A 26,328-nucleotide genomic window follows, 5' to 3' on the forward strand; every position below is an offset into this window, starting at 1 on the left:
GGCCCGCCTCTTTCTGGCCTCAGCGCGGCCAGAGGCTGCGGACGTAATCCTGCACTACCTGCCATGGCGAACGGCCGGCGGCGGCACCCGCCGCGCCGCTGCCGTGGCGCAGGGCATAGATGCTCGCCAAGTCGCTATGCGCGCGCCGGGCCCGTTTGCATCGGGCACGCCGGGCCATGTTACGCTGACGTAACTCTCTGCGCCGCCAATAATCGGCATCGTAATCGATGACGCCGCCTCCGCTTTCATCATCCCCGTCAAACATTGGCGCGCTCTCCTCGTGCCATCGTCACGATGTCGTGATGCCTCGAACCTAGAGCCATAGCGGCAGGCCACAATGCGAATTGATTCCGATTTCGGAATCGAAGCATCCGGGCCACCGCACCTTGGGTTTTGTTGTCGTGGAGACGACGCCGTCGCCCTTGCCGGGCGGCCGAGCGGTCGTGTGGCGGACAGGGAGACAGCCATGAGCGCACAGATCATTTCCAAGGCCACCGGCGCGGTGACGGACGTTGCCGGCAACGCCATCGACCTCGACACCCCCAGCATCGTCCGGCTGGACCTCGATCGCTCGGCGGTGGCCGGGTTCGAGCGGGAGGGCCACGATCTCGTCATCCGCCTGACCAACGGCGAACAGATCCGCATCGCCGATTTCTACCCGGACAATGCGGTTGTCGCCAACGACCTCGTCCTGCGCGACGAGAGCGGCCACCAGTGGCTGGCGCGCGTCGGCGGCGGCACGCCGCGCTTTTCCGCCCTGCGCGACCTCGACGAGATCCTGGCCGCAGAGGCGCATGGCGGCGGATCGTCGCTGCTGGTGCCGGCGCTGCTCGGCGGCGTAGCGGCGGCTGGCGGCATCGTCGCACTGGCCGCGGGCGGCAGCGACGAGCGTGACGAGGGCACGTCGGGCCAGCCGCCGATCCCCGATCCCGACACCGGCAACGGCGCGCCCGATCGCGAGGCGCCGGCGGCCCCCACGGTCAGCGTCAGTGCCAATGGAACCGGCATCACCGGCCGTGGCGAGGCCGGCGCGACCGTCCAGGTCCGCGATGCCGCCGGTACGGTGGTCGGCACGGCCGTGGTGGCGCCGGACGGCAGCTATACGGTCACCCTGTCGCCCGCACAGACCAACGGCGAGCCGCTGCGCGTGACGCAGACCGATGCGGCCGGCAACGTTTCGGCCGCCACGCCGGTCGCCGCGCCAGACCTCACCGCGCCAGGCGCCCCGGTCGCCGCGATCGACGATGCGGGCACCAGCGTCCGCGGCACCGGCGAAGCGGGCGCGACCGTCACCGTGCGCGATGCGGCGGGCACGGTGATCGGCAGCGCAGTGGTGGCCGCCGACGGCAGCTATACGGTGACGCTGTCACCCGCTGCGGCGAATGGCGGCACGCTGTCGGTGGTGCAGACCGACGCCGCAGGCAACGCCTCCCCGCCGGCCGCCCTTGCCGCGCCGGACATCACCGCACCCGCTACGCCGACCGCCACCGTCGCCGGCGACGGCGCCAGCGTCACCGGCACGGGAGAGGCGGGCGCACGGATCACGATCGCCGATGCGAACGGCGGGGTGATCGGCAGCGGCACCGTCGCCGCCGACGGCAGCTTCACGGTCGCGCTGTCGCCGGGCCAGGCGAACGGCGAAACGCTGTCGGTGCGGCAAACCGATACGGCGGGCAATGCCTCTCCCGCGCTCACCGTCACGGCGCCGGACATCACCGCCCCCGCCGCACCGACGGTCGCGATCGATGCCAGCGGGATCGCGGTGAGCGGCACCGGCGAACCCGGCGCCCGCGTGACGATCACCGATGCGGCCGGCACGCCACTCGCTACCGCCAGCGTCGGCGCCGACGGCCGCTACACGGCAACGCTGGTACCCCCGCAGGTCGACGGCGGCCGGATCGACGCCATCCAGACGGACGCGGCCGGCAACGCCTCGGGCAGCGCGAGCACGATCGCGCCCGACCTTACCGCACCGGCGCAGCCGACCGCGGCCATCGCCGGCGACGGCGCCAGCGTCACCGGAACGGGCGAAGCGGGCGCGCGGATCACCGTAACCGGCGCCGATGGCACAGCGCTCGGCACCGCGACGGTGGGCGCCGACGGCAGCTACGCCGCTACGCTTTCGCCGACGCAGGCGAACGGGCAGGCGCTGACCGTGGTGCAGACCGATGCGGCCGGTAATGCCTCCACCCCGCTCGCCCTCGTCGCGCCCGATATCACCGCACCGGCAGCGCCCGCTGCCACGCTCGATGCGAGCGGCACGGTGGTGACCGGCAGCGGTGAACCCGGCGCGGGCATCGTCGTCCGCGATGCCGCCGGCACTACGATCGGCACCGCCCAGGTCGGCGCGCAGGGACAATATACCGTCATCCTGGCCAATCCTCAGGTGGATGGCCAGGCGCTGACCGTCACCCAGGCCGACGCCGCCGGTAACGTGTCGCCGCAGACGCCGCTGACCGCGCCCGACGCGACGGCCCCGGCCGCTCCCGTCGCCGCCGTCAGTGCCGACGGCGCGACCGTCACCGGCACCGGCGAAGCGGGTGCGACCGTCACCGTGCGCGATCCCGTCGGTGCGGTGATCGGCACCGCCACTGTCGGCGCCGACGGCAGCTACAGCGTTCCTCTCGCGCCGCCGCAGGTCGATGGCGAGGTGCTCGACGTGCGCCAGGCCGACGCCGCGGGCAACGTCTCGCCCCCGGCCACCGCCGCCGCCCCGGACCTGACGATCGCACCTGCCCCCGACGCACCGACCGCCAGCGTGACCGCGGACGGCGGCGCGGTGATCGGCACCGCCGCCGCCGGCGCGCTGGTTACGCTCTACGCAGCCGATGGCACGGTGATCGGCAGCGCCGCCGCGGCCGGCGATGGCGCTTATACGATCGCCCTCGCCCCGCCGCGCATCGATGGCGAGACGATCCGGGTCACGCAGACGGACGCTGCCGGCGCGGTGTCGCCCCCTGCCACCGCGCTGGCCCCCGATCTGACCGCGCCCGCTGCCCCGAGCGCGGTGCTCGATCCCGCCGGCACGGTGGTGACCGGCCGCGGCGAAGCGGGTGCGACGATCGTCGTGCGCGACGCGGACGGCACGATCGTCGGCACCGCCACCGCCAATGGACGCGGCGATTACGCCACCGTGCTGGACCCGGCACAGGCCGACGGCGGCACGATCGCGGTGACGCAGGCGGACGCTGCCGGCAACGTCTCCGCGCCGACCCAGGTCGCCGTACCCGATCTGACCGCACCGCTCGCGCCCGTCGCCGCGGTCGGTGCCGACGGCAGCGTGGTGACCGGCACCGGTGAACCCGGCGCCACCGTCACCGTGCGCGATCCCGCCGGCGCAGCGATCGGCAGCGGCACCGTCGCCGCCGATGGCAGCTATGCGGTGGCATTGCTGCCCGCCCAGGCGAATGGCGGCAGCGTCTCGGTCACGCTGACCGACGCTGCCGGCAACGTGTCGCCCGCGACCGCCGCCGCCGCCCCAGATGTCACCGCCCCCGCCGCGCCGACGGCTGCCGTCGCCGGTGACGGTGCCAGCGTCGTCGGCCTCGGCGAACCCGGCGCACGGATCACGGTGACTGACGCCGCCGGCACGCCGATCGGCACCGCCGTCGCCGGCGCCGACGGCCGCTTCGTCGCGCCGCTCGACAGCCCGCAGGCGAACGGCGAGACGATCCGCGTCGTCCAGACCGACGCCGCCGGCAACGCCTCCCCGCCGCTGACGCTCGCCGCGCCCGACATCACCGCGCCCGGTGCGCCCGCCGCCACGCTGGACGGCACCGGATCGGTCGTCACCGGCACCGGCGAACCCGGTGCGACCGTCAGCGTCGCGGCCGCGGACGGCACCGTGCTGGGCAGCGCGACCGTCACCGCGCAGGGCAGCTACACGATCGTCCTCGCCACTCCGCAGGTCGACAGCCAGCCGATCGCCGTGACGCAGACGGATGCGGCGGGCAACACCTCCGCCGCCACCGGTCTGGTGGCACCCGATCTCACCGCCCCCGCCGCCCCGACCGCGTCCGTCGCCGGGGACGGCACCGCCGTGACCGGCACCGGAGAGGTTGGCGCCACCGTCACCGTGCGCGATCCGCTCGGTCTGGTGATCGGCACCGCCGTCGTCGAGGCCGACGGTCGCTACACCGCCGCGATCGCGCCGGCGCAGACCGATGGCGAACAGCTGACCGTGCGCCAGAGCGATATCGCCGGCAACGTCTCGGCACCGGCGGCGGCGACGGCGCCCGACCTCGTCGCCGATCGCGATCCCGACGCGCCGACCGCCGCGGTGGCCGCCGACGGCACGGCGGTGACCGGCGCCGCAATGGCCGGCGCGGCGATCACCGTCTACGACGCCGACGGTGCGATCGTCGCGACGGGCGTTGCCGGCGCGGATGGCAGCTACAGCGTCGCGCTCGCGCCGCCGCGGATCGACGGCGAGACGGTGCGCGTCACCCAGACCGACGGCGATGGCGACGTGTCGCCGCCAGCGACCGCCATCGCGCCGGACCTCACCGCACCGGCGGCGCCCGTCGCGGCGCTCGATGCGACCGGCAGCGTCGTTACCGGCTCCGGCGAACCCGGTGCCACCGTCACCGTGCGCGCAGCCGACGGCACGCCGCTCGGCACCGCCACGGTCACGGCCGGCGGCGCCTTTGCCGTGCCGCTCGGCACGACGCTGACCAACGGCGAGGCGCTCTCCGTCACCCAGGCCGATGCCGCCGGCAACGTGTCCCCCGCAACACCCGTCCTTGCGCCCGACTTCACCGCGCCGCTCGCACCGACCGCGATCGTCTCGGCGGACGGCGCGGTGGTGACCGGCAGCGGCGAACCCGGCGCGACGGTGATGATCGCCGGACCCGACGGCACGATGATCGGTTCGGCACTGGTCGCCGCGGATGGCAGCTACAGCGCGACGCTGGCGACGCCGCAGCGCAACGGCGAAACGCTGACCGTGACGCAGGCCGATCCGGCCGGCAACGCCTCGCCCGGCATCGCGGCGTCGGCTCCCGACCTCACCGCCCCCGCCGCGCCGACGCTGGCGATCGCGGCGGACGGCACGGCGGCGACCGGTACCGGAGAGCCCGGCGCCACGGTGACCGTCACCGCCCCCGACGGCACGCCGCTCGGCACCGCGGTGGTCGCTGCAGACGGCAGCTTCACCGTTCCGCTCGCCCCCGCGACGGTCAACGGCGAGACGCTGGGCGCGACGCAAAGCGATGCGGCCGGCAACATCTCGCCTGCCGCGACGGCGCTCGCCCCCGATCTCGTCGCGCCGGCCGCGCCCACCGCCACCGTCGCCGCGGACGGCGCCAGCGTCACCGGCACCGGCGAACCGAACGCACGCATCGTCATCGTCGACGGTGCAGGCACGGTGGTCGGCATCGCCATCGTCGATGCCGGCGGCAGCTATGTCGCCACGCTCGACCCGCCGCAGATCGACGGCGACACGCTGACCGCGACGCAGACCGATGCCGGCGGCAACGTCTCGCCCGGCACCGCCGCGCTCGCCCCGGACCTCGTCGCGCCGGCCGCGCCCACGCTGGTCGTCGCCGACGACGGCGCCTCGGCGAGCGGCACCGGCGAGCCCGGCGCCACCGTCACGCTGCGCAACCCCGACGGCAGCGTCATCGCCACCGCGCCGGTCGCCGCCGACGGCAGCTACACGATCGCGCTGGTGCCGCCGCGGCTCGACGGCGAGCTGCTGTCGGTGACGCAGGCCGACGCCGCGGGCAACGTCTCGCCACCCGCCACCGACGCGGCGCCCGACACCACCGCGCCGGACGCCCCGGTCGCGGGAATCGACGCCGGCGGCACCACGGTGACCGGCACCGGTGAACCGGGCGCGACGGTGACCGTCACCGGCCCGGCCGGCGCGCTCGGGACGGCGGTGGTCGCGGCCGACGGCAGCTTCACCGTGCCGCTCGCCACCGCACAGGCGAACGGCGAGGCACTGACCGTCGTTCAGGCCGATGCCGCCGGCAACGCCTCGCCCGCGACGTCGCTCGCCGCGCCGGACATCACGGCGCCCGCCGCGCCGACCGCGACCGTCGCCGCAGACGGCGCCAGCGTCAGCGGCCAGGGCGAACCGGGCGCGACGGTGACGATCACCGCGCCAGGCGGCGCACCGATCGGCAGCGCCGTGGTCGCCGCCGACGGCAGCTATACGGCGGCGCTCGACACACCCCGCACCAACGGCGAACTGCTCGGCGCCAGCCAGCGCGACCCGGCCGGCAATCCCTCCGGCACCACATCGGCGCTCGCCCCCGACACGACGGCACCCGCCGCGCCGGCCGCGGCCGTCTCGGCGGACGGCGGCTTCGTCATCGGCACCGGCGAACCCGGCGCGCGCGTGACCGTCACCGGCCCGGGCGGAACGCTCGGCACCGCGCTGGTCGCGCCCGACGGCAGCTACGCCGTCCCGCTCACCACCCCGCAGACCGACGGGCAGACGCTGACCGTCGTGCAGGCCGACCGCGCCGGCAACGTCTCGCCGCCCGCCAGCCCGGTCGCGCCGGACCTCGCCGAGCCGCCGGCCCTCACCGCCGCCGTCACCGCCGACGGCGCGGCGGTCACCGGCACCGGCCTCGCCGGCGCGAGCGTCACCGTCACCGCACCCGGCGGCGTGCCGATCGGCACCGCCACCGTCGCCGCCGACGGCAGCTACACCGTCGTGCTCGACGTGGCGCAGCGCAACGGCGAGTTGCTGAACGTCGTGCAGACCGACGGTGCCGGCATCGCATCGCCGCCGGTCCCCGCGCTGGCGCCCGACCTCACCGCACCCGCCGCCCCCACCGCCAGCGTCGGCGCGGACGGCGGCACGGTCGCGGGTCTCGGCGAACCCGGCGCCACCGTCACCGTCACCGCCCCCGGCGGCGGCATCCTCGGCAGCGCGGTCGTCGGCGCGGACGGCGGCTATCTGGTCACGCTCGCCACCCCGCAGCGCAACGGCGAGGCGCTGGTCGCGACGCAGGCCGACGCGGCGGGCAACGTCTCCGCGCCGGCCAATGCGGCGGCTCCCGATCTCACCGCACCGCCGGCGCCGACCGCGCTGGTGGTTTCCGGCGACGGCACGACCCTATCCGGTGCGGGCGAAGCCGGCGCGCGGGTCGAGGTGCGCGGCGCCGGCAACGTGCTGCTCGGCAGCGGCACGGTGGCAGCGGACGGCAGCTTCACCCTGCCCCTCGCCCCCGCGCAGGCCAGCGGCGGCACGCTCGTCGTGACCCAGGCCGATGCCGCCGGTAACGTCTCCGACCCTGCCAGCATCGTCGCCCCGTTCGATATCGCCGCCTTCGACAATGCCGATACGGTGACGATCGACCTGGTGCCGGGCACCACCCCGGTCAATTACGGCACCGCCAATTACGTCGCGCTGGTGTCACTGGGTGCGCTCAACCTCCAGGCGGAGGTGCTGGCGGTGCCCGCCATCCGCTTCGAGGTGGCGGCCGGCCACAGCCTGGACGCCGTGTTCACCTATGACGCCCTGCTCGATCTCGGCGTCGCCAGCGGCTATGCGGTCGTCGTCCAGCGGCTGGAGGGCACGCAGTGGGTGGCGGTGAGCGGCACCGGCCCTGCCTCGCTGCTCGACGTCGGCCTGCTCAACGGCAACCTGAGCGCGACCGAGACGCTGGGACCGGGCGAATATCGTGCCTTCCTTACCTTCCAGGGCACGGCGGGCGTCGGTCTGCTCGGCAGCCTGAATGTCGCCGGCGTCGATTCGGACTTCACCGATATCGCCGCCGCGACGCCCGGCACCGCGACCGGCAACGTCATCACCGATGCCGGGCCGGCGGGCGAGGTCGACGTGACCGGCCCCGGCACGCGGGTCGCCAGCGTCACCGTCAATGGCGTCACCACCGCGGTCGCGGCGGGCGGCACGGTGATCGACGGCGCCTGGGGCACGCTGACCATCAATCCCGACGGCAGCTACAGCTACACGCCCGATGCCACGCCGACCGGCATCGGTCAGACCGACAGCTTCACCTACACCCTGCTCGATCCGACCGACGGCGAGACGGAAAGCGCGACGCTGTCGATCGCCATCGGCAGCCCGGATATCACCGGCGTGCCCGTCGCCGTCGCCGATCAGGCGGTCGCCGCGGTCACCTACGCCAATGTCGAAACCAGCGTGCCCGTCGCCCCCGCCTTCACCTTCGGCTCGCAGCCGGGCGGGCTGCTGCTGCCATCGACAGGTGCCGGCAGCGGCAGCTTCACCGTCGCACCCGATGCGACGGCGGACCTGACGATCACCGCGGTGCGTCAGCCGAACCTCTCGCTCTCGCTGCTCCCCAGCTATACGCTGACGGTGCGCGATGCCGGCGGTGCCACGGTGTTCACCGAAACGCGGGCGTCACTCGCCGGGCTGCCGATCGGCACGGGCGTCAGCTTCACGCTCGACGACCTGCCGAGCGGCACCTACAGCTACACCGTCAGCAGCCGCGCGGCGCTGGGCACGTTCGGCACCACCGTGTCACTGGGGTCCACCACCACCTTCCTCGACGCCTATACGCTCGCCACGCGCGAGACGGCGGAGGGCAATCTGTTCGCCAACGATACCGCGCACACGCCCTTCGCGATCCTGCGCGTCGACAGCGGCAGCGGCTTTGCCGAGGTCGGCGATACGCCGGTGACGCTCACCGGGCGCTACGGCACGCTGACCGTCGACGAGGCGGGGGGCTACGTCTACCAGCCCATAGCGGCGCTCGGCTATTCGGCGACCGACCTCACCGACAGCTTCACCTACCAGCTCGCTCAGCCGGGCGGCAGCTTCGCCACAGCGACGCTGACGGTGACGATCGACGTGCCCGCCGATGGTTCGGCCGCCGCGCCGCTGGTGACGACGCAGGTGTTCGCGGTCGAGGCCGATGTGATCCCGCTCGATGCGCTGACCGCCCACGTCGGCGTTGCGGCGGCCGACGCGCCGGTCGCCACGGCGACAGGGCTAGCCACCTACGACCTGTTCGAAGGCAGGGGCGAACTGGAGGATGTGCTTTCCCACTATCTCGCAACCCAGCCGCAGGACGGCGGAACCACGACCGCTGAAAGTGCCCATGCGGCGGTGATGATCGATGCGCCGCTACCCCCGGTCGTCGATCCGCTCGACTATCTGGTCACGCTTCCCGATCAGGACCATATCGGGAATACTGTCAATCATGGTGTTTAAGTCGCGAAATCCGATCTTATTTCTTTGTGTTACAACATGTTATAGGCATGTGAGTTATACGCTTTCTTAAATCTCCCGGTCCTTTTCTGCGTGAGAGGAAAGGACCGGGATTATGACCCATCCACGTCGGACGATCGGCGCGATACGACGCCTGGGGCTGGCCGCAGCGCTGGCGATGTGCGGCAGCGCTCTGGCCGGACAAACCGTCTTGATGCCCCTCGCGCGGCCATCCACGCTGCCCCTGACACTGGACGCCGCCGCCAGGGAGGCGATCGCCTGGCACCCCTCGGTCATCGAGGCGGCGGGTTCGCTCGCCGCGCGCGGCGAAGAGGTGAAGGCGGCGCGCGCCGGTTATCTGCCGACGATCAGTGCCGGCGCGGGCAGCGGCTATGACAGCCGCGTGTCGGGGGCCTGGCGCCCCCGGCCTCAGATCGGCGCCTCGCAGATGCTCTACGATTTCGGCAAGGTGTCGAGCGACGTCGCCGCCGCCCGCGCCGGCACCCGCGTCGGCCGCGCCGAGATGCTGCTCGCCATCGACACGCTGATCCGCGACACGGCTTATGCCTTGATCGAGGTCCAGCGCGCCGCCGCGCTGACCGCCATTGCGCGCGATCAGGCGGCAAGCATCCGTCAGATCAGCGATCTGGTCGGCAAGCGCTCCTCGCTGGGGGCGGCGACGCAATCCGATGCGCTGCAGGCGCAGGCGCGGGTCGAGGCGGCCACCGCCAGCCTCGCGACGATCGAGGCGGAGCGGCGGCGCTGGACCAGCAACCTCGCCTTCCTCATCGGCCGCGATGCGCCTCCCGCCGCGGTATCCGCCGACGTGCCCGACTGGCTGATGCGCAGCTGCTCCGGTCCGCCCCCCGCGTGGGACCGGGTGCCTGCGGTCATGGCCGCCGATGCCGAGGCCGAACGCGCTGCCGCGGCGCTGCGCCGCAGCCGCGCCGATCGTTATCCGACGCTGTCGGTCGGCGGCGACGCCTCCACCGACGTCGCTTCGCCGTTCGGCGACCGTAGCATCTACAATGTCGGCCTGCGCGTCTCGAGCAACATCTTCGGCGGCGGCGTCACGCGGGCGCGCATGCGCGGCGCCTCCTTCCAGCTCGAAGCGGCCGAGGCCGCCGCCCGCCGTGCCCGCAACGAAACCGGCCAGCGGCTCGCCGAGGCGCAGCAGCAGATCGACAGCCTGTCGCAGCTGGTGGCGACGCTGACCTCGCGCGAAACCAATATGCGCGAAACCGGCCGCCTCTACCGCATCCAGTATCTCGAAATGGGGACGCGCACCTTGGTCGACCTGCTCAACGCCGAACAGGAGCTGCAACAGGTGCGCTTCGAAGCGGTGAACACCGCGCACAACCTCCGCCGGCTGGAGGTCGACTGCCTCTACCTCTCCGGCCGGATGCGCGACGCCTTCGGCCTCGCCGGCACCTCGGTACGGGGGGTGACGCTGTGAGCACTGCGGCAGCCCTGCCGGCATCGGCAGTCGACGACTGGCTCGACCTCATGGCGCGCGTCGCTCGGCATTATCGCCTGCCCGTCTCCGAACGACGCGCGCGGCTGGCGGCGCAATGGAACCTTGGCGGCGACGAGGAGACGCGCATCCGCACCCTCGCCCGCGCCACCGGCCTGTCGGTGCGGTTCAGCGCGCCGCAGGCGATGCGGCTGACCAGCTGGCGGCTACCGGCGATCGTCCGCCTCAGCGACGGCGAGATCGCGCTGATCGAGGGCATCGATGCGGAGGGGCATGCCCGGCTCGTCCTGCCCGGCGACGGCGGCGAGACGCGGCGGTCGCTCGGCGATCTCGTCGCAGGCGCGACCGGCTTCGTCATCCCCCGCCCCTCGCGCTCGGCGCCCGACATGCGCGTCGACACCTATATCCGCCCCTTCGAGGACCATTGGCTGCGCCGCATCCTGCTGCGCGACGCGCGCTCCTACAGCCATGTCATGGTCGCCTCGGTGGTGACCAACTGCCTCGGCCTCGCCGGCGTGCTCTTCTCGATGCAGGTCTACGACCGCGTCGTACCGGCGGCCTCGATCCCGACGCTCACCATCCTGTTTCTGGGCGTGCTGATCGCCATCCTGTTCGATTTCATCCTGCGCCGCCTGCGCACCAACATCGTCGACGTGCTCGGCAAGCGCGCCGACCTGCGCATCTCCGACCAGGTGTTCGGCCATGCGCTGCGGGTGCGCAATCGCGCCCGGCCGCCCTCGACCGGCACGTTCATCGCGCAGCTGCGCGACCTCGATCAGGTGCGCGACCTGCTCACCTCCACCACCGTGGCGACGGTCGCCGACCTTCCCTTCTTCCTCCTGTTCCTTGCCGTGCTGTGGTTCATCGGCGGCGCGCTCGCGCTGGTGCCGCTCGCCGCGCTCGTGCTGCTGCTCGCGCCCGGCCTGCTCGCGCAGCGCCGCCTCAGGATGCTGGCGACCGAATCGATGCGCGAATCCTCGCTGCGCAACGCCATGCTGGTCGAGGCGGTGCAGGGGATCGAGGATATCAAGGCGCTCCAGGCGGAGGATCGCTTCCACCACCAGTGGAACCATTACAATGCCGTCGCCGGCGAGGCGCAGCTGCGCCTGCGCGGCCTCACCAACAGCCTGTCGGTATGGACGCAGAGCGTCCAGAACGGCGTCTACGCCGCGATCATCTTCGTCGGCGCGCCGCTCGTCATCGCCGGTGACATCACGACGGGCGTGCTCGTCGCCACCTCGATCCTCGGATCGCGGATGATGGCGCCGATGGCGCAAGTGACGCAGCTGCTCGGCCGGTTGCAGCACGCCCGCGTCGCGATAGGCAGCCTCAACCAGATCATGGCGCTGCCCGTCGACAGCGCCGATGCCGACCATCGCATCCCCCTGCCCGCCGTCACCGGCGACTTCGCGCTGCGCGCGGCGGTGTTCACCTATGGCGACCCCAATGTCGCGCCCGCGCTCACCGTCCCTGGCCTCGACATCGCCGCGGGCGAGCGGATCGCGCTGCTCGGCCGCAACGGCGCCGGCAAGTCGACGCTCCTCCAGGGCCTGTCGGGCATGCTCCAGCCGGTGTCGGGCGAAGTGCTGCTCGACGGCCTCGCGCTGCACCAGATCGATCCCGCCGACGTGCGCCGCGATATCGGCCTGCTCACCCAGAACAGCCGCCTGTTCCACGGCACGCTGCGCGAGAATCTGACGCTCGGCGCCCCCGCCGCGACCGATGCGGAGATCCTCGCCGCCCTCCGGACGGTCGGCGCCGATGCGATGGTCCGCGGGCTGCGCGACGGCCTCGGCCATGTCGTGCAGGAAGGCGGCCTCGGCCTGTCGGGCGGGCAGGTGCAGGCGCTGCTACTCGCCCGCCTCCTGCTCCGCCAGCCGACCGTCGCGCTGCTCGACGAACCCACCGCCGCGATGGACGAGGGCGCCGAACGCCACTTCATCGAACAGCTGGGCACCTGGAGCCGCGATCGCACGCTGATCGTCGCCACCCACCGCATGCGAATGCTGGAGATCGTCAGCCGCATCATCGTCATCGACAACGGCACGGTCGTGCTCGACGGACCGCGCGACCAGGTCCTCGCCACGATGCGCGGAACCCGGAGTGCAGCGGCATGACCACCCTCGCCCTCGACGACGACCATCTCTTCGGCGGCGAAGGCGAACACCGCCTGACCGCCGCGACGCGGCTGGTCTGGATTCTCGCCGTCCTGTTCGTCGCGGCGCTCGCCTGGGCCTGGTTCGCCAGCCTCGACGAGGTCGCGACCGGCGAAGCCCGCGTCGTCCCCACCAATCGCGAACAGGTGATCCAGTCGCTGGAAGGCGGCATCCTCAAGAAACTCGCCGTGCGCCAGGACGACATCGTCCGCCCCGGCCAGCTGCTCGCGCAGCTCGACCCGACGCAGGCCGGATCGACCGTCGACGAAAGCGCCGCCAAATACCGCGCCGCGCTCGCCAGCATGGCGCGACTCCAGGCGGAGGCTAACGGCGTGCCGCTACGCTTCTCGCCGGAGCTCGACGGCTATCCCGAGCTGAAGGCCTCCGAAACCCGCCTATACGACACCCGCCGCCGCAGTCTGCAATCGTCGGTCGCGCTGATCGACCAGAGCCTTGCGCTGATCGGTCGCGAGGTGACGATCGGTCAGCGCCTCATCACCGTCGGCGCGGCGAGCAACGTCGAGGTGCTGCGCCTGCAACGCCAGCGCGCCGACCTCGAACTCAAGAAGGCCGACCTGCGCTCGCAATATATGGTCGAGGCGCGGCAGGACCTCGCCAAGGCGACCGAAGAGGTCGACAGCCTCGCCCCCGTCGTGCGCGGCCGCTCCGACACGCTCCAGCGTCTGACCCTGCGCTCGCCGGTGCGCGGCGTCGTCAAGAACATCGAGGTGTCGACGATCGGCGGCGTCGTCCCGCCCAACGGCAAGCTGATGGAGATCGTGCCGCTCGACGATCGCCTGCTGATCGAGACGCGGCTGCAACCGCGCGACATCGCCTTCATCCGCCCCGGCCAGCGCGCCAGCGTGAAGGTCACCGCTTATGATTATTCGGTCTACGGCGGGCTCGAAGGCACCGTCTCCAGCATCTCGCCCGACACGATCCGCGACGAGGTGAAGCCCGACGTCCTCTACTACCGCGTCTACGTGCGCACCAAGGCGGATTCGCTGGTCAACAAGGCAGGCAAGCGCTTCCCGATCACGCCGGGCATGGTCGCCACCGTCGATATCCACACCGGCGCCAAGACGGTGCTGCAATATTTGCTCAAACCCCTCAATCGCGCCAGCGAGGCGCTGCGCGAACGATGAGCGAGCGCCCCACCCCCGACGGCACCACGACGGACTCCGCGCCGATCAGCCCGCAACTGATCGCGCGCGCCCGCCAGGCACGACAGCTGCGCGCGACGATGAGCACCTTCCTGCCGCACGACCTGCTGGTCGACACCGCATGGGACATGATGATCGACCTGTTCATCGCCGCAGGCACGGATCGTCCGCTCTACGTCAAGGACCTGATCCTGCTCTCAGGCGAAAGCGCGGCCAGCGCGATGCGGCGGATCGATCGGCTGCAAAGGGCCGCCCTGATCGAGCGCGATACCGACCCCGCCGACCACCGCCGCGTCCACGTCCGCCTCACCGCGACCGGCCGTGCCGCGATGACGGCGATGCTCGAACACCTGTTCGACGCCGCCACCCCGCCAGCCCACGACGCCCCCCACCCGAAGTCCTTCCGCCCAGCCCCGACGCGCGACTGAACGGCCGAAGATCAAGCGTCGTTATGTTGTGCGGGGCATGCGGCATGATGGCGGAGACGGAGGGATTCGAACCCTCGGTACGGTTTCCCGTACGACGCTTTAGCAAAGCGTTGGTTTCAGCCACTCACCCACGTCTCCGGATGCGGCAGAGGTGGCGCTATAGCGGGGGTCGGCGGGACGATCAACCGGCCTCGCGCATGTCACCCGACGTAAAATCGAGGCGCACCGGCGTTCGTTCATTGCCCGGCAAGCGCGCCGATGGTTAACTCGGCGCCGGCGTCGGTCCCGCATGGGCGGCGCATCGAAGGGGGATTGCATGCGAGTGTTGGGTTTCGGCATGGCTTTGGCGGCTCTGCTCGCGGGAAGCGCGCCTGCGCAGGTGACGACGATCGATCCCAACCAGGCGATCGACGGCGACCTCGCCACGCCTGCGCGGAGCCGGCCGACGCCGCGCGCCACAGCGACCGCCCCGGCGCCGCGATCGACCGCACCGGCATCCTCCGCACCCGCCTATCGCGCCGACACCCCCGCTCCGGGTTTCGAACAGGCTCCGGCGCAGGCGTCGCCCGCCCAGCAGCAGGCGCGCGCCGAGGCGACGAGCCGCGCCGCCGAAACCTACCAGCGCGAGGATCTGCTCGCCGCCGGCGAAGGCGTGTTCGGCAAGGGCGCAGCCGGCCTTGCCGGCATCCTCGAAAAGGTCCTGAAGGATCAGGGCCAGCCCAATGCCTATATCGCCGGGCGCGAGGCGGCGGGCGCGTTCGTCGTCGGCCTGCGCTACGGTTCGGGGGTGATGAGCCACAAGGTCGAAGGGCAGCAACCCGTCTACTGGACGGGTCCGTCGATCGGCTTCGACGTCGGCGGCGATGCCAACAAGGTGTTCGTGCTGGTCTACAATCTCTACGACACCGAAGAGCTGTTCCATCGCTTCCCGGCGGCCGAAGGACGGCTATACCTCGTCGGCGGCTTTGCCGCGACCTATCTGCGGCGCGGCAATGTGGTGCTGATCCCGATCCGGCTCGGCGTCGGCTACCGTGCCGGCGTCAACGTCGGCTATATGAAGTTCACGCACAAGGCGAAATGGCTGCCCTTCTAGGGGGCGCCTAAGCGGCCGGTTTGGCCGCCCCGCGTCACCCCTCGAACCGCCATGCCAGCGTCTCGCCGGCCATGAACGGCACCACCGCGGTGTCGCCTTCGCCGATCCGTGCCGGCACTTCGGCCGCGCCGCGCACCAGCGTCACCGTGCCTTCGTTCAGCGGCAGGCCGTAGAAGCGCGCGCCGTGTTCGGAGGCGAAGCCTTCGAACCGGTCCAGCGCATCCTCTTCCTCGAACACCTTGAGATACGCCTCCAGCGCATGGGGCGCGTTGAAGATGCCGGCGCAGCCACAGCCCGATTGCTTGGCGCCGACGACGTGCGGCGCGCTGTCCGTGCCCAGGAAGAAGCGCGGGCTGCCCGATACCGCCGCACGCCGCACCGCCAGCCGATGCGTCTCGCGCTTCAGCACGGGCAGGCAATAGGCATGCGGACGCAAGCCGCCGTCGAACAGCGCATTGCGGTTGATGAGCAGATGCTGCGGCGTGATCGTCGCCGCGATCGGATGCGCCGCCTCGGTCACGAAGGCGGCCGCCTCCGCCGTGGTGATATGTTCGAGCACGATCTTGAGCGCCGGATAGTCGCGGGTCAGCGGCGTCAGCACCCGCTCGACGAACACCGCCTCGCGATCGAAGATATCGATGCTGCGATCGGTCACCTCGCCATGGATCAGCAGCGGCATGCCGATCCGCTGCAACGTTTCCAGCACGCGCGTCAGCTTCAGGATATCCGTCACGCCATGCGCGGAATTGGTGGTCGCATGCGCCGGGTAGAGCTTGCAGGCGGTGAAGACGCCTGCGGCATGCCCGGCCGCGATGGCCTCGGTATCGCTGTCGTCGGTCAGGTAACAGGTCATCAGCGGCGTGAAGTCCGCCCCCTCGCCCAAGGCCGCGAGGATGCGGTCGCGATAGGCCTCCGCTGCGGCGACATCGGTCACCGGCGGCGTCAGGTTGGGCATGATGATCGCGCGGGCGAACTGGCGCGCGGTGAAGCCCGCCACCGCCTGCAGCATGGCGCCGTCGCGCAGGTGGACGTGCCAGTCGTCGGGGCGGCGGATGGTCAGGCGCTCGGTCATGCGTCCTCCCTATCGTCCGCATGGCCGCGCCGCCAGCATGACGCACTTGGAAATCGGGCCGCGCGGCCTAGTTTGGGCGGATGACCGCCACCACGCTCATCGATCGCGCGATCGTCCGCCTGTCCGGAGAGGATGTCCGCGGCTTCCTGCAGGGCCTCCTGACCAACGACGTCGGCGGCCCCCTGCCCGTGTGGGCGGCCCTGCTGACGCCGCAAGGCAAGGCAGTGTTCGACCTGTTGGTCTGGGAGGCCGGCGGCGATCTGCTGCTGGATTGCGAGGCGACGCAGGCGGACGCGCTCGTCCGCCGGCTCAGCCTCTACCGGTTGCGGCGCGCGATCACGATCGCGGTCGATCCGACGCTCGCGGTTCATTGGTCACCTGCGGGCACGCAGGGCGTCGCCGACCCGCGGCTGGCCGACCTGGGGCGGCGCTGGATCGCACCGCCCGCCGATGCCGCGACCGGCTGGCTCGCACATCGCCTGGCCCTCGGCGTCACCGAGGGCATCGGCGAACTCGGCAATGGCGAGACGCTCTGGCTGGAATGCAACGCGCGCGAGCTTGGCGGCGTCAGCTTCACCAAGGGCTGCTACATCGGGCAGGAGAACACCGCCCGCATGCATCACCGCGCCAAGGTCAACCGCCGGCTGGTGGTCGCGCCGATCGCGCCGGCGGGGGATCGGACGCGCGCCGTCTATCCCGCATTGGGGGTGATGGTGGAACATCGCCGGGTCGACGCCCTCGGCGATGCACTCTGCCCGACGTGGCTATCCGCGGCCCTCGCCGGGGATCAGCGTCCGACCGCGGTATAGGCGAAGCCGGCGCCCTCCACCTCGTCGCGACGATAGACGTTGCGCAGGTCGACCAGCACGGGCGCCGCCATCGCCGCCTTCAGCTTGGCGAGGTCGAGCGCGCGGTACGCATCCCATTCGGTGACGATCACCACCGCATCCGCACCCTCGGCCGCGTCGTACGCGTCCTTGCGATAATCGAGGTCGGGCATCGATCGGCGGGCTGCCTCCATCCCTTCGGGATCATGGGCGCGCACCGTCACGCCGGCATCGGCCAGCGCCTGCGCGATCGCGATCGACGGCGCATCGCGCATGTCGTCGGTGTTGGGCTTGAAGGTCAGGCCGAGCAGCGCGACCGTCTTGCCCTTGGGCTCGGCACCCAGCGCGTGCAGCACCTTGCGCCCCATCGCCCGCTTGCGGCTGTCGTTCACCTTCACCACCGCCTCGACGATGTGCACCGGGCTTTCGAAATCCTCGGCGGTCTTGAGCAGCGCCAGCGTATCCTTGGGGAAGCACGATCCGCCATAGCCCGGCCCGGCGTGCAGGAACTTCTTGCCGATGCGGTTGTCGAGGCCGATGCCCCGGCTGACATCCTGCACGTCGGCGCCCACCGCCTCGCACAGATCGGCGATCTCGTTGATGAAGGTGATCTTGGTCGCGAGGAACGCATTGGCGGCATATTTGATGAGTTCGGACGTGCGCCGGCCGGTGAACAGGATCGGCGATTCATTGAGGTAGAGCGGCCGGTAGACGCCGCGCATCACACGCCGCGCCTCCTCGTCGTCGGTGCCGATGACGATGCGGTCGGGGCGCTTGAAGTCGCCGATCGCGGCGCCTTCGCGCAGGAATTCGGGATTGGAGACGACCTGCACGTTCACGTCCGGACGCTTCTCGCGCAGGATCGCCTCGACCTTGTCGCCGGTGCCGACCGGAACGGTCGACTTGGTCACCACGACGGTCGGCCCCGTGACCGCGGCGGCGATCTCTTCGGTCGCGCCGAAGACGTAGGACAGATCGGCATGGCCATCACCGCGCCGCGACGGCGTGCCGACCGCGATGAACACCGCATCGACGCCCGCAACCGAGGCGGCGAGATCGGTGGTGAAGGTCAGCCGGCCCGCCGCGACATTGGTCGCCACCAGCGCCTCGAGGCCCGGTTCGTAGATCGGCATCCGCCCCGCCTTCAGCGCGGCGATCTTGCCCTCGTCCTTGTCGACGCAGATCACCTCATGCCCGAAATCGGCAAAGCAGGCGCCGGACACCAGGCCGACATAACCCGAACCGATCATCGTGATGCGCATCGATACCTCTTGGCGATTGAAAGCCCGAAGCAGCGCTCTCTAATCTAACAGCCGACGATTGCCAGCTTTCCGTCACCCATACGATCAGCCGTACCGGCGAGATCGTGGGTTGATCGTGCCGAATTGGCGCACGCCAGGGAAACCGATCGAGCGCCGGCGCACTCCAGTGCGCCGCCGCTGCCGAGACAGCCGATCACGCCGCCATCACGCCCGACGATCATTCATGCCGCACACGAAAAAGGGAGGCCGGTTTGCACCGACCTCCCCAATTCTCGTTTCCGAAGAGGAAACTGGTCTTACTGACCAGCGCCCTGACCGTAGGTGATTTCCACGCGACGGTTCTGCACTTCGCGGACGCCATCGGCAGTCTGCACGCGCAGACGGGTTTCGCCGAACGCCTCGGTCGTGACCACGCCCTCGGGGATCGAGTGCGACGTGAGGTAAGCCTTGGCGGCATCCGCACGGCGCTGCGACAGGCCGACGTTGTACTTCGCGGTACCCGAGGTGTCGGTGAAGCCGGCGACCTGGACCTGCGCATTGCCGCAGCTCTGGTACTGGCTGACCGCGTTGTCGAGGATCGACGCCGCTTCCGGCGTGATGTCCGACTTGTTCCACTCGAAGAACACGATGAACGGTCCCGGCGAGCACACGGGCGGCTGAGCGACGGGCTCGACCGGCGGCGGCGGCGGGGGCGGCGGGGGCGGGGGAGCCGGCGGCGGCGGCGGAGGAGTCGGCGAACCGAAGTTGTACGTGATGCCGCCCAGGATGCTGTGCGAACGGAAGCGGCCGTCGAAGGTCCGGTTCGTCACGTCGACCAGCTTGACGTTGTCGGCGTTGAAGAAGCGATACTTCAGCGTCGCGTCGATATGGTCGGTCAGCGGTGCACGGATACCGGCGAGGCCCTGCCACGCGAACACGGTGTCCGAATCGTCGACGAAGTTGCCACGGGTGTTCAGCTGGTAGTTCGCCTTGACGCGCGCCACGCCGACACCGCCGCCGACGAAGCCCTGGATGCCGTCGTCTTCACCGAAGTCGAGCAGGCCGTTCAGCATGAAGCTGAGCGCCGAGGTACGACCGCCGGCATAGTTGTAGCTACCCGCCGCCGCGTTGCTCAGCGCACCGGTCGACAGATAGGCCGGGGTGGTGACGGTCGAGGTGTAGCCATCGACGGTCGCGCTACGATAGCCGACTTCGGTTTCGACGCGGAAACCGCCGAAATCGTAGCCGATCGTGCCATCGACGTCATAGCCATAGTCGTGGTCGACCGTGGCGGCGCGCGACGTGTTGCCGATGTCATAGTTGATGTCTTCGACGATCATCGCACCACCTTCGATGCCGACGTACCACGACTTGTCGCGGGCGAGGGCGGGAGTGGCGAGTGCGGTGGAGGCCAGTGCCAGAACGACGGCAAGCTTCCGCATAGAAGTCCCCTTTCTTGAGTGTCACTACGGACAGCGCAAACTCACTATCTGAGCGATGGTTTCCACGCAAGCGCACAAAAGATCGCCTCTGTGGCAAGGATGCCACACCCCGGCTCAGCGTGCGATCAGCCCGTGCTGCCGCATGGCGGAGAGGATCGCCGCCAGCGTCGTGCGCGCCGCATCGTCGACCACGCCGCCCCCTGCGGGATCGGCGATGGCAGCGGCACGGGACCCCACCACCGGCTGCCCGCCGATCACGACCCGCGCGCAGGACACGTCACCTTCCTGCCACAGACCATTGTGGTAAGCTATTGGCTTTGCAGACGAAACACACCATCCGCCAAGCCCCTCCACCGGCGCGGCGAACCGCCAGCCGCCCGCCGTCCAGCCTGCCAGCGCATTTGCATGCCCCGCCCATGCGCCGCCCGGATCGGTGCCGACCACCCAGCATTCGCCGATCCTCGGCACCTCTGGCGGCAGGTTGACGCCGAGCGCCACCACCGCCGGCTGAACCAGCAGTTCCAACCGGGCAAGCGCCTCATTGTGCGTCAGTTCCTTGCCTGCCTGCCCCGCGGCGAGCAGCGGCAAGCCGAATCGCGCCGTCGTATCGTCCGTCATCGTCATGCTCCATCGTCCAGGGTCAGGATCGCCGGCGGCGACACCGCGATCGTGCCGCGCTGCACGATCTCGATCGTCGTGCGTCCGGATCCGCGATCCGCCGCCGGGATGCGTGCGGCAGGGACCACCGTCTCGATCGTCCGCACCGTGCCGTCGGCGGCTTCCAACGTCAGCCGATACGCCTCCGCCTCTTCGCCGAGCGGCGCATCCACTCCGTCGACCCACGCCCAGCCGCTGCGGCTGCGTCGCGTCCAGCTGACGGCGAGCGCGCCATCCGCCTCGATCCGTACGGCGGCATGGACCGGTGCGGGCGGCGCGACGGAGGCACCGGTGACGGTCATCGCCGCCTCCGCCGGCGCATCCGCATCGCCGATCCCGCTCGCCAGGATGCGCAGACGCCGCCCGATCGCCGCCGCCGGCAGGTCGATCGTCGCGACGGCGCCCCGTTCGATCACCGCGAAACGCGCGCCGGCCGCCTGCCCCCCGATCGCCGCCTCGCTGCCCCGTAGGCCACGCCGCAGATCCGACACGGCCCAGCGGCCATCGCCCAACGGCTCGGCCCGCCCGAACTGGATCAGCTCGTCGCCGACCAGTGCCAGGTTCTCTCCGCGCGCCAGGCTCACCGAATCGGCATCGCCCAGCATCATGTCGTCCCGGTCGAGCCTCACCACCAGCCGGCTGCGCCGATCGACCAGTCGCGGCGACGCGGCCGCGGGCGGCTCCACCACCCGCCCCAGCACGGAAGGGGCGGCGGTCGCCCCCGCTGCCGTCCAGCTCGCGCCGTCATCCAGGCTGTAGAGCAGCGCCGCCTGCCGCCAGCCGGCGCCCTCGCCATTGGCGATCACGCTCACCCGCGGTCCGGAGAGCGCCGCCGCCTCCAGCCCCGGCCATTCACCGACGACCAGCCGTGTCCGTCCGATCCGGCGATCGGGGGCGGCGATCACCTGCCCACTGCTCGCCGGCACCGGCAATGGCGCGCGGGTCAGCGGCACCAGGTCCAGCGTCGTCACCATCACCTCGACGCTGCTGGCTGCGACGCGCCAGCGCCCCGCTTCGCCGGCGATGCCGACGATCTCGCCCGGCGCGATACCCAGGCCGTCGATCCCCAGCGTGATGCGGCGGTGCGTCCGCTCCGCCTCGCCGCGCGCCAGCAACGCCGCCGCCACGCCCTTGGCGGCGGCGGCGCCCAGCACGGCGGGCAGTTCGACCCGGTCGATCCGCTCGCCCGCGCCCGGCCGGCGCGCGCGCTGCACGCCGATCTGATAATCCCGCGCCGGATCGTGGTGCGCCACCGTCACCTCGCGCGGCACGCCCGCCGCCGCCGCGATAGCCCGCACGCCGCGTCGGCCGGGCCGCCCCGCGCCGACACCGGCATCCGCGACGATCCGCGCCGCCCCGGCATCGCTCCGCCGCACCAGCCGCGCGCCGTCCGCCTGCCACCAGCCGCCGTCGATCGCCGTCAGCGTATCGAGCACGCCCCGCACGTTCGCTCCCGCGGCGGCGAACCCCTCGATCATCGTGCCCGCGCCACCCGCCGCGATGCCGTCGGCCTGCAACTCGTCCGCCAGCGCCGCGGCGATCGCGCCGCTCGCCACCGCGCCCGCATCGGCCTGCACCTCGAAGGTCAGCGACGGAATGCGATTGCCATAGTCGGCAAGGTCCAGCCCCTCGAACACCGCATAGGCGATGCCGCGATACGCCGGCGCCGTCCCCATGGCGGAGGCGATGAGCGGATCCACCGCCTGGTCCTCACCCCCCAGGTGGAGCCGGAACCCGGTGCGCGCCTTCCAGTCGCCACCCGCCCCACGCAACAGCTTGCCCTCCGCCCAGATCCGCCGCACGCCCAGGATCGGCCGCGCCGACAGCGCCACCGCGAACGACGCGCTGTAGCTATAGGTGTTGGTGCCCGGCTGCCCCTTGCCGGCGCGGCTCGTCGTCCGCGTCTCGATCAGGTCGGTCGACCAGATCACCGTGCCCGCCACCCGGATCGTGCCGAACAGCCGCGGGATGGGCGTGCCGTAACTCGACGTCTGCACCGCCAGTTCGGTCAGCCGCGGCCCGTCGCGTGCCGCCCCGCGAAACAGCCGCGCATCGATCGCCTGCCCGGCGAGCGCCCCCAGCGCGCCGCCGATCGGCCCGCCGATCACCCGCCCGACCGTGGTCAGCACCAGCGTCGCCATCCATCCCTCCCTCAAATCGCCATGCGCCGATCAGCGGCCACTCGGGCGCGCCCGGTCGCTCCACCACCCGCCGCAGCGCGGCGTCGGCGTGGACGAAGCCGTCCGCCGTCCGAACCGCGCCATGCAGTTGCCCTGGCCCCGTCCGCATCAGCAGCACATCGCCTGCCGCCATGCCGTCACCGCGCGCCAGATGCGTATCGAACCGCGCCGCCACCGCCGCGCCATCGCCGCCGCGCAAGGGATAGCCACTGGGCACCGTGCCCCTCCAGCCTGCCGCGCGCAGCGCCGCCGCGATCACCCCGATACAGTCGAGCCCGCTCGCCGCCGCCCGGCCGTGCAGCCGGAACGGCGCGCCGACCAGCGCCAGCGCCGCCGCAGCGACCGCCTCCCCTGCCGGCCGCTCAGCCACCGGGGTAACGGGTCAGCAGGTCGATACCCGGCAGATGCGGCTCGCCGCGAAAATTGGCGGCATTGCCGAACCGCGCATGGCAGGTGGCGAAACTCTTGTCGCACCCCTCGACCAGCTCCACCAGCGCGCCCGCCACCACCGCGAACGCCGGCGGCGCGCGCAGCATCACCCGCATGCCCGCCGATCCGTCCACCGCCTGGGTCAGCCCGGCATTCGCGCCGCCGAACCAGCGCAGCGTGCCGCCGGCATAGGCGCCCGCCACCGGCTCTGCCGTATCCAGCGTCACCTCCTGCCCCTCGACGCCCAGCACCCGCGCGAACCGCCGGCGCGTCCCCAGCGCCACCCGGCATCGCCGATCGCCCAGTTCGGCGCGGCATTCGGCGGACGTATCCTCCACCACCGGCCGCGCAAGGTCGCCGCTGGCGCCGGCGAGTTCCGCGGTGAAGCCCGCCTCGCCCACCTCGACCGCACCGATCCGCCCCTCACCCAGCCCGGCGATCACCACGCCGGTGTCCCAGTCCGCTGCGAACAGCGTCACGCGCGCACCGTCCCAGCGCCCGGCCAGCAGATCCGCTTCGTCGATCGCCGCGCTGCTCAACCCGCCGCGCACGTCCATCGTATCGGCGTCGAGCCCACCCGATCGCTCGATCGCAGAGGGCGTCATGCCCGGCGCCGCGCGATGGATCAGGCCGTCGACCTCCAGATCGCGGTCATGCGTGGTCAGCCCGATCGCGACGCCATCGCGCCGTTCGATCCGCCAGCACAATGCGACACAGTTGACCGCGCTCACCCGCGCACCTCGATCAGCGGCACCGACACCGCCTCGCCGGCCAGGAACGTCGAACGCTGCACCCGCAGCCGGTCCTCGGCAAAGCGGACCACCACATCGAACGTGAAACTCGCCGTCACCCGCGCGCCCGCCGCCGGCGCTTGGTCCAGCACCACCACGCCCTCCGCCTCCACCGCGAACCCCTGCGTCGCGATCCCGTCTACGCGCACGCGCACGCTGCCCGCCACCGGCCGCACGATCCGCCGCACCGCCGCGCCGTAATGGCGGACGAGCGGGAAGCGTCGCGTCGCGCCGTCGCCGGTGCCGAGCGCCTCGTCCATCCCGGCCGCATCGAAGGGATCGCGCAAGCGAAACGCCCGCGCCGGCCCCATCCGCGCGCGAAAGAAGGCGAGCAGCATCGCGATGTCCGCCTCCGACCGGACGCCCGGCCCGACATCGTAGCTGGTGCGCGCCTCCGCCCAGCCGGCGCTGCGCTGCTCCGCGCCGCCCGCCGCGGTCAGGATCGCGGTGGAAAAGGCCGGCGCCACCTCCGCCTCGCGCCCCAAGGCTAGCGGGAACAGCACGTCGTCGTAATCCTGCATCGCCCCGTCCCCCTCGAACCGCACGAAACCGTCGCGCATCACCTGCGGCAGGGCCCAGAGCACCACCGATTGCACCCCACGCCGGCGCGCCGTCACCGCCGCCGCCTCGATCCGCGTCCATTGCCCGCGCTGGTCGTGCCGCAGCACGAAGCCCGACAGATATTGCTGCCGCGCCGCCGGATAGCCGAGCCGCGCCTCCGCCGCCGCGACGCCGCGCGCGGTCGACACGGTGTCGCCCTCCGTCACCCAGTCGTAATCCTCCAGTTGCAGCACATCGAAGGCGGGCGAGGCCCAGCCGACCGGCATGTTGGCGCGCTTCGCCTCCGGTGCCGCCCGGTCGAGCACCGTCGGCAGGTAGGTCAGCAGATAGGTCGTCACCGCCGGATGCGCCGCCTTCACCGCCGCGGTCAGCGCCGCCGTGGAGGCCGCCAGCGCCGCGCCCGCCCGGTCGAGCGTCGCGCATTGCGCCGCATCCAGCGGCGCACGCAGGCTCGCGATCGGCACCGGCGCGAAGGCCGCCACCGCCGCCGCGTCGTACAGGCACGGCCGCCCGTCCGGCATCGTCCACCACCAGGGCTCGCCGACCTGGAAATGCGGCGCCAGCCCGGCCTCCGCACCGATCCCGACGAAGGCCGCCGCGACGCTGCGCAGATAGGCCATCGCGCCCTCATGCGCCGGCGACAGCAAGGTGGAGGGCGGCTCCCATCCGGTCAGCGCCGGGGCGCCATCGGCCGCGCGCTGCTTCCAGTCGTTCCAGCAATGCGCGTCGAACAATTCGTAGCTCAGCGACCAGATCACCGCATAGCCGAGCGCCTTGGCGCGTTCGGCGAAGTCGCGATGCCACGCCGCGCAGGCGACGTTCAGCACGCCGCCCGCCAGGCTGACGTAGAAGCCGCCGCCCAGCGCCTGGAGCCGGAAGTAATGGCTCATCCCCACATAATGGGTGATCGCGCCGCGATAGCCGAGGTGCAGCGCATTGCGCAGCAACCGTGCCGGCGTCAGGTTGTAGCTGTCGTCATAGCCGCCCGCGATCTGGCAGCCCTGCTCGGGCAGCACCGCATCGCCGATGGCCAGCACCGCGCCCGGCCCCTCGCACGCGATGCCGGACATCGCGACCCAGCCCTCCTGCGGCGCCGGCAGCGGCAGCGCGCTGCCATCGTAATCGGGGGCGACCAGCGATACGAACATCCGGTCGACATCGCCCGCCCACACCGGATCGGCCTCGCCCGGCAGCAGGAACCCGCCCGACAGCGCCGCGAAATCGAGCGTCACCACCGCATCCTGGGGCTTGCCGACGGCATAGTTCCACAACCGCACGTACCAGGCCCGCGGCCGGCCCGCCGCATCGCGCCCCTCGATCGTCAGCGTCGGCCCGTTCACCGCATCCAGCGGCTTGATCCCCGCCGATTCCCAGCGAAAGCGCAACCGGCACCCCCGGAAATCGCGGTCGGTGGCATAGCCGAGCAGCGGATGGTCGAACCGGTCCTCCGCGTCCCAGATCAACCCGGCAAGGTCGTCCCGCTTGTAGAACACCGCATCGACGCGCAGGCCGTCCGCCGCCGGATTGGTCGCCGCCGCCATCATCGGCCGCGGGAAATTGACCGTCCAGAACCGCGGGTCGAAGCGGCTCACCACCCCCTCCACCTGCCCCGCCCGCCGCGAACACAGCCAATGCGCCATACCAATCTCCCCGAATTCCTCCC

General features: G+C 71.6%; 14 protein-coding genes and 1 tRNA gene. 7 read left to right on the forward strand and 8 right to left on the reverse strand.

Translation table 11 applies throughout. From position 1 onward, the window contains the following. The first annotated feature begins 466 nt into the window (after positions 1-466). From ACTZQ5_RS12795 to ACTZQ5_RS12815, 5 genes are all read left to right on the forward strand, one after another. On the forward strand, positions 467-9,154 hold the full coding sequence (locus ACTZQ5_RS12795) for a BapA/Bap/LapF family large adhesin (protein WP_443585576.1): 8,688 nt from the start codon (positions 467-469) through the stop codon (positions 9,152-9,154). Positions 9,155-9,266: 112 nt separating this feature from the next. Continuing rightward, complete coding sequence (locus tag ACTZQ5_RS12800; RefSeq protein WP_443585577.1) at positions 9,267-10,607, forward strand: TolC family protein; 1,341 nt, start codon at positions 9,267-9,269, stop codon at positions 10,605-10,607. After that, positions 10,604-12,742: a type I secretion system permease/ATPase gene (locus tag ACTZQ5_RS12805; RefSeq protein ID WP_443585578.1), complete on the forward strand. Its 2,139-nt coding sequence runs from the start codon at positions 10,604-10,606 to the stop codon at positions 12,740-12,742. The genes ACTZQ5_RS12800 and ACTZQ5_RS12805 overlap by 4 nt, the downstream gene beginning before the upstream one ends. Beyond that, positions 12,739-13,926 (forward strand): HlyD family type I secretion periplasmic adaptor subunit, encoded by a 1,188-nt coding sequence (locus ACTZQ5_RS12810; RefSeq protein WP_443585579.1) that lies wholly within the window; start codon positions 12,739-12,741, stop codon positions 13,924-13,926. Before ACTZQ5_RS12805 ends, ACTZQ5_RS12810 begins: the two co-directional genes overlap by 4 nt. Beyond that, complete coding sequence (locus ACTZQ5_RS12815; RefSeq protein WP_443585580.1) at positions 13,923-14,372, forward strand: MarR family winged helix-turn-helix transcriptional regulator; 450 nt, start codon at positions 13,923-13,925, stop codon at positions 14,370-14,372. The genes ACTZQ5_RS12810 and ACTZQ5_RS12815 overlap by 4 nt, the downstream gene beginning before the upstream one ends. Positions 14,373-14,420: 48 nt before the next feature. Here ACTZQ5_RS12815 and ACTZQ5_RS12820 read toward each other — a convergent pair. Continuing rightward, a tRNA-Ser gene (locus ACTZQ5_RS12820) sits at positions 14,421-14,510 on the reverse strand. 178 nt (positions 14,511-14,688) lie between these two features. On the opposite strand from ACTZQ5_RS12820, the gene ACTZQ5_RS12825 reads away from it, so the two are divergent. Beyond that, the gene (locus tag ACTZQ5_RS12825) at positions 14,689-15,465 is read left to right on the forward strand and encodes a DUF1134 domain-containing protein (protein ID WP_443585581.1); all 777 of its coding nucleotides are present in this window, start codon (positions 14,689-14,691) and stop codon (positions 15,463-15,465) included. Between the two features lie 34 nt (positions 15,466-15,499). Here ACTZQ5_RS12825 and pyrC read toward each other — a convergent pair whose 3' ends face one another. Continuing rightward, on the reverse strand, positions 15,500-16,537 hold the full coding sequence (gene pyrC, locus ACTZQ5_RS12830) for a dihydroorotase (protein WP_443585582.1): 1,038 nt from the start codon (positions 16,535-16,537) through the stop codon (positions 15,500-15,502). A gap of 80 nt (positions 16,538-16,617) precedes the next feature. Here pyrC and ygfZ point away from each other — a divergent pair, with 80 nt between their 5' ends. Continuing rightward, positions 16,618-17,346, forward strand: coding sequence for a CAF17-like 4Fe-4S cluster assembly/insertion protein YgfZ (gene ygfZ, locus ACTZQ5_RS12835; protein WP_443585583.1), 729 nt, complete (start codon positions 16,618-16,620; stop codon positions 17,344-17,346). Here ygfZ and ACTZQ5_RS12840 read toward each other — a convergent pair. The 6 genes from ACTZQ5_RS12840 to ACTZQ5_RS12865 all read right to left on the reverse strand — a co-directional run bounded on the left by ACTZQ5_RS12840 (position 17,325) and on the right by ACTZQ5_RS12865 (position 26,305). After that, positions 17,325-18,626: a UDP-glucose dehydrogenase family protein gene (locus tag ACTZQ5_RS12840; RefSeq protein WP_443585584.1), complete on the reverse strand. Its 1,302-nt coding sequence runs from the start codon at positions 18,624-18,626 to the stop codon at positions 17,325-17,327. The two genes, ygfZ and ACTZQ5_RS12840, sit on opposite strands and share 22 nt — an antisense overlap. A 296-nt stretch (positions 18,627-18,922) precedes the next feature. After that, positions 18,923-20,047, reverse strand: coding sequence for an OmpA family protein (locus ACTZQ5_RS12845; protein WP_443585585.1), 1,125 nt, complete (start codon positions 20,045-20,047; stop codon positions 18,923-18,925). A gap of 114 nt (positions 20,048-20,161) precedes the next feature. After that, positions 20,162-20,665: a DUF2793 domain-containing protein gene (locus ACTZQ5_RS12850; protein ID WP_443585586.1), complete on the reverse strand. Its 504-nt coding sequence runs from the start codon at positions 20,663-20,665 to the stop codon at positions 20,162-20,164. A gap of 2 nt (positions 20,666-20,667) precedes the next feature. After that, positions 20,668-22,845 carry a GTA baseplate fiber-binding domain-containing protein gene (locus ACTZQ5_RS12855; RefSeq protein WP_443585587.1) on the reverse strand — a complete coding sequence of 726 codons (2,178 nt, stop codon included), beginning with the start codon at positions 22,843-22,845 and terminating at the stop codon, positions 20,668-20,670. Between the two features lie 401 nt (positions 22,846-23,246). Beyond that, on the reverse strand, positions 23,247-24,044 hold the full coding sequence (locus tag ACTZQ5_RS12860) for a phage/gene transfer agent baseplate hub protein (protein WP_443585588.1): 798 nt from the start codon (positions 24,042-24,044) through the stop codon (positions 23,247-23,249). Continuing rightward, the gene (locus tag ACTZQ5_RS12865) at positions 24,041-26,305 is read right to left on the reverse strand and encodes a DUF2460 domain-containing protein (protein WP_443585589.1); all 2,265 of its coding nucleotides are present in this window, start codon (positions 26,303-26,305) and stop codon (positions 24,041-24,043) included. The genes ACTZQ5_RS12860 and ACTZQ5_RS12865 overlap by 4 nt, the downstream gene beginning before the upstream one ends. Positions 26,306-26,328: the final 23 nt, after the last annotated feature.

It is taken from the genome of Sphingomonas cellulosilytica (genome assembly GCF_052321755.1).
Taxonomy (GTDB): domain Bacteria; phylum Pseudomonadota; class Alphaproteobacteria; order Sphingomonadales; family Sphingomonadaceae; genus Sphingomonas.

What these genes read in the sequence shown, in the direction of transcription:
- ACTZQ5_RS12810 (WP_443585579.1), top strand. Translation starts at nt 12,739, where the DNA reads ATGACCACCCTCGCCCTCGACGACGACCATCTCTTCGGCGGCGAAGGC.
- ACTZQ5_RS12845 (WP_443585585.1), bottom strand. Translation starts at nt 20,047, where the DNA reads ATGCGGAAGCTTGCCGTCGTTCTGGCACTGGCCTCCACCGCACTCGCC.
- ACTZQ5_RS12865 (WP_443585589.1), bottom strand. Translation starts at nt 26,305, where the DNA reads ATGGCGCATTGGCTGTGTTCGCGGCGGGCGGGGCAGGTGGAGGGGGTG.
- ACTZQ5_RS12800 (WP_443585577.1), top strand. Translation starts at nt 9,267, where the DNA reads ATGACCCATCCACGTCGGACGATCGGCGCGATACGACGCCTGGGGCTG.
- pyrC (WP_443585582.1), bottom strand. Translation starts at nt 16,537, where the DNA reads ATGACCGAGCGCCTGACCATCCGCCGCCCCGACGACTGGCACGTCCAC.
- ACTZQ5_RS12855 (WP_443585587.1), bottom strand. Translation starts at nt 22,845, where the DNA reads ATGGCGACGCTGGTGCTGACCACGGTCGGGCGGGTGATCGGCGGGCCG.
- ygfZ (WP_443585583.1), top strand. Translation starts at nt 16,618, where the DNA reads ATGACCGCCACCACGCTCATCGATCGCGCGATCGTCCGCCTGTCCGGA.
- ACTZQ5_RS12825 (WP_443585581.1), top strand. Translation starts at nt 14,689, where the DNA reads ATGCGAGTGTTGGGTTTCGGCATGGCTTTGGCGGCTCTGCTCGCGGGA.
- ACTZQ5_RS12850 (WP_443585586.1), bottom strand. Translation starts at nt 20,665, where the DNA reads ATGACGGACGATACGACGGCGCGATTCGGCTTGCCGCTGCTCGCCGCG.
- ACTZQ5_RS12840 (WP_443585584.1), bottom strand. Translation starts at nt 18,626, where the DNA reads ATGCGCATCACGATGATCGGTTCGGGTTATGTCGGCCTGGTGTCCGGC.
- ACTZQ5_RS12815 (WP_443585580.1), top strand. Translation starts at nt 13,923, where the DNA reads ATGAGCGAGCGCCCCACCCCCGACGGCACCACGACGGACTCCGCGCCG.
- ACTZQ5_RS12795 (WP_443585576.1), top strand. Translation starts at nt 467, where the DNA reads ATGAGCGCACAGATCATTTCCAAGGCCACCGGCGCGGTGACGGACGTT.